Annotated in this window: 2 protein-coding genes and 1 pseudogene; 1 reads left to right on the plus strand and 2 read right to left on the minus strand. The window is 71.7% G+C overall.

Annotation, left to right across the window (positions count from 1 at the left end):
- Positions 1-68 precede the first annotated feature (68 nt).
- Positions 69-1,193, minus strand: a complete 1,125-nt coding sequence (disA, locus tag GTW40_RS06180; RefSeq protein WP_161179140.1) for a DNA integrity scanning diadenylate cyclase DisA — start codon at positions 1,191-1,193, stop codon at positions 69-71.
- 79 nt (positions 1,194-1,272) lie between these two features.
- On the minus strand, positions 1,273-2,682 hold the full coding sequence (gene radA / locus GTW40_RS06185) for a DNA repair protein RadA (RefSeq protein WP_161179141.1): 1,410 nt from the start codon (positions 2,680-2,682) through the stop codon (positions 1,273-1,275).
- Positions 2,683-2,924: 242 nt separating this feature from the next.
- Here radA and GTW40_RS06190 point away from each other — a divergent pair.
- Positions 2,925-3,267, plus strand: a pseudogene (locus GTW40_RS06190) (hypothetical protein); the annotation flags it as partial.

Raw genomic sequence — 3,267 nt, forward strand, 5'->3', positions numbered from 1 at the left:
TTTAGGGGCGCGGGGAACTGCGCGACCAGCCCACCACGGCCCGCACCCGAAAACGAACCGCGAAAACCCTAGACGTACCGCTCAAGAATCGAAGACTCGGCCAGCCGCGAGAGCCCCTCCCGCACACTACGGGCCCGAGCCTCCCCCACCCCGTCCACAGCCTGAAGATCATCCACGCTGGCGGCGAGCAACTTCTGCAACCCACCAAAGTGCTCCACCAGCCGATCGATGATCGCACCGGGCAACCGGGGAACCTTCGCCAACAACCGGAATCCCCGGGGCGACACAGAAGAGTCCAGCGACTCGGGCGACGCGGTGTACCCCAACCCCCGGGCCACCGTCCCCAGTTCAAGAAGCTCCGCATGGGTCAGCGCATCCAGCTCGGACAAAGCCTCCGGCACCGTCCGCGACCGCTTCGCCGTAGGCTCCGGCACATAGTCCCGTACGACCAGCTCGCGATCCGGCTCGACCCCCGCGATCAACTCCTCCAGCTGGAGCGAGAGAAGACGCCCGTCCGTGCCCAACTCGACCACGTACTCGGCGATTTCGGTGGCGATCCGCCGGACCATCTCAAGCCGCTGCGCGACAGCCGACACGTCCCGGACGGTGACCAGGTCCTCGATCTCCAGCGCGGACAGCGTGCCCGCGACCTCGTCCAGGCGGAGCTTGTACCGCTCCAGGGTGGCCAGCGCCTGGTTCGCGCGGGAGAGGATCGCGGCCGAGTCCTCCAGGACCCGGCGCTGACCGTCGACGTAGAGCGCGATGAGCCGCATCGACTGGGAGACGGAGACGACCGGGAAGCCGACCTGCTTGGAGACGCGGTCGGCGGTGCGGTGCCGGGTGCCCGTCTCCTCGGTGGGGATGGTGTGGTCCGGGACCAGTTGGACCCCGGCGCGCAGGATCTTGGAGAGGTCCGAGGAGAGCACGATGCCGCCGTCGAGCTTGCACAGCTCGCGCAGCCGGGTCGCGGTGAACTCCACGTCAAGGACGAAACCGCCGGTGCACATCGCCTCGACCGTCTTGTCCCAGCCGAGCAGGATCAGGCCGCCGGTGTTGCCGCGCAGGACCCGTTCCAGACCGTCGCGCAGGGCCGTACCAGGAGCCACGGCGCTCAGTGAGGCGCGCATCAGGCCATCGGGACCGGCACTCCCACCGGACTTTCCGGGAGCCGCTGCCCGGTCGTTGGCTGCCACTGCACTCCTCCGGTCGCAGGTTCTGACGCGCTCCCGTCCGACGCGCGTTTCGTACGGACGGGCGAGACCTGCACAAAGTCTACCGGCGCTCCTCCGCCTCCCGAGGGGCCTCCCGGCGACGCGAGCGGGGCAGCACCCGCAGCGCGTCGCCCATGTCCGCCACCTCCAGGACCTTCATCCCGGCCGGTACCTTGCCCGGATCGCCGGGTACGAGCGCGTGCGTGAAGCCCAGCCGGTGCGCCTCCGCGAGCCTGCGCTGGACGCCCGTCACCCGTCTGACCTCACCGGCGAGACCGACCTCGCCGATCGCCACGAGGTTCTTCGGCAACGGGGTGTCACTGGCGGCGGAGGCCAGCGCGAGCGCGATCGCGAGGTCGGCGGCGGGCTCGGAGAGCTTCACCCCGCCCACGGTCGCGGAGTAGATGTCCCGCTTGCCGAGCGCGCTGATCCGGCCGCGCTGCTCCAGCACCGCCAGCATCATCGACACCCGCGAGGTCTCCAGGCCCGAGGTGGTCCGGCGCGGGGAGGGGATCTGCGAGTCCACGGTCAGCGCCTGCACCTCGGCCACCAGCGGGCGGCGGCCCTCCAGGGTCACGGTCAGACAGGTGCCCGGCACCGGCTCGGCGCGCCGGGTCAGGAACAGGCCGCTGGGGTCGGCGAGTCCGGTGATGCCCTCGTCGTGCAGCTCGAAGCAGCCGACCTCGTCCGTCGCGCCGTAGCGGTTCTTGACGCCCCGGACCAGGCGCAGCCGGGCGTGCCGGTCGCCCTCGAAGCTCAGGACGACGTCCACCAGGTGTTCCAGCAGGCGCGGGCCCGCGATCGCGCCGTCCTTGGTGACATGGCCGACGAGCAGCGTGGACATGCCGCGTTCCTTGGAGGCGCGGATCAGGGCACCCGCCACCTCGCGGACCTGGGCCATGCCGCCGGGGGCGCCGTCGATCTCCGGGGAGGCGACCGTCTGCACCGAGTCCAGGATCAGCAGCGAGGGCTTCACCGCGTCCAAGTGGCCGAGAACGGCGGCCAGATCGGTCTCGGCGGCAAGATACAGGTGGTCGTCCAGGGCGCCGATGCGGTCCGCGCGCATCCGGACCTGGCTCGCGGACTCCTCACCGGTGACGTAGAGGGTCTTGTGCTCCTCGCTCGCCGACTTGGCCGCCACGTCGAGCAGCAGGGTCGACTTGCCCACACCGGGCTCGCCCGCGAGCAGCACGACCGCGCCGGGCACGAGTCCGCCGCCGAGCACCCGGTCCAGCTCCGGCACGCCGGTGGTGCGGGCGGTGGCCTGGCGGCCGTCGACCTGGCCGATGGGCAGCGCGGAGCTGGTGACCCGTCCGGGGGCCGTCGTCCGCACCGCGGGCGTGCCGTACTCCTCGACCGTGCCCCACGCCTGGCACTCGGGGCAGCGGCCGAGCCACTTGGCCGTCTGCCAGCCGCACTCGGTGCAGCGGTAGGACGGACGGTCCTTGGTGGTCTTGGTACGGGCAGCCATGCGCACACCGTAGTCCGCCCCACTGACAACGCCCCCGGATGCTCCCGTCGGCACCCGTCGCCCGGGGGCGCACGCGGGGCGTCCGGGTGCACGCGGGTGGTCCGCGGTCCGTCCCGATGCTCCGGTCGGGAGCCGCCGGCCGGAGCATCCGTGTCCCCTTATGAGGGATCGTTTCACCCGTATGGATTAAAAGTGCTCAAGGTGCAAGAAGGGGCACTCCGCGGGCGCCTACGGTCGCACAGGTGAGGAGCAGCAGTCCGGAGACCACGACCCGCACCACCGGCGCACACCGGGCGCACCGGGAGGCGCGTGACCGAGCCGCCGTGCGGAACATCGCCCGGCGGCCCTCGGCGTGCCACGAGCCGTATCTGGATGGTCTATTCACCTACTGCCTCTCGGTGCTCTGCGACCACGACGCGGCCACCGCCGCCCTCGGCGAGGTCCTCGCCCTCGCCGAGCGGCGCGTCCCGCGCGTCCCCCGGACCACCGCCGACCGCAGGGCCTGGCTGTACGCGCTGGCCCGCTGGGCCTGCCTGCGCGGACTCGCCGAGGCCCGCCGCACCCGTCAGGCGTCCCACGCGGCGG

Origin of the sequence: Streptomyces sp. SID4985 (genome assembly GCF_009863025.1) — a bacterium.
Taxonomy (GTDB): domain Bacteria; phylum Actinomycetota; class Actinomycetes; order Streptomycetales; family Streptomycetaceae; genus Streptomyces.

What these genes read in the sequence shown, in the direction of transcription:
- radA (WP_161179141.1), bottom strand. Translation starts at nt 2,682, where the DNA reads ATGGCTGCCCGTACCAAGACCACCAAGGACCGTCCGTCCTACCGCTGC.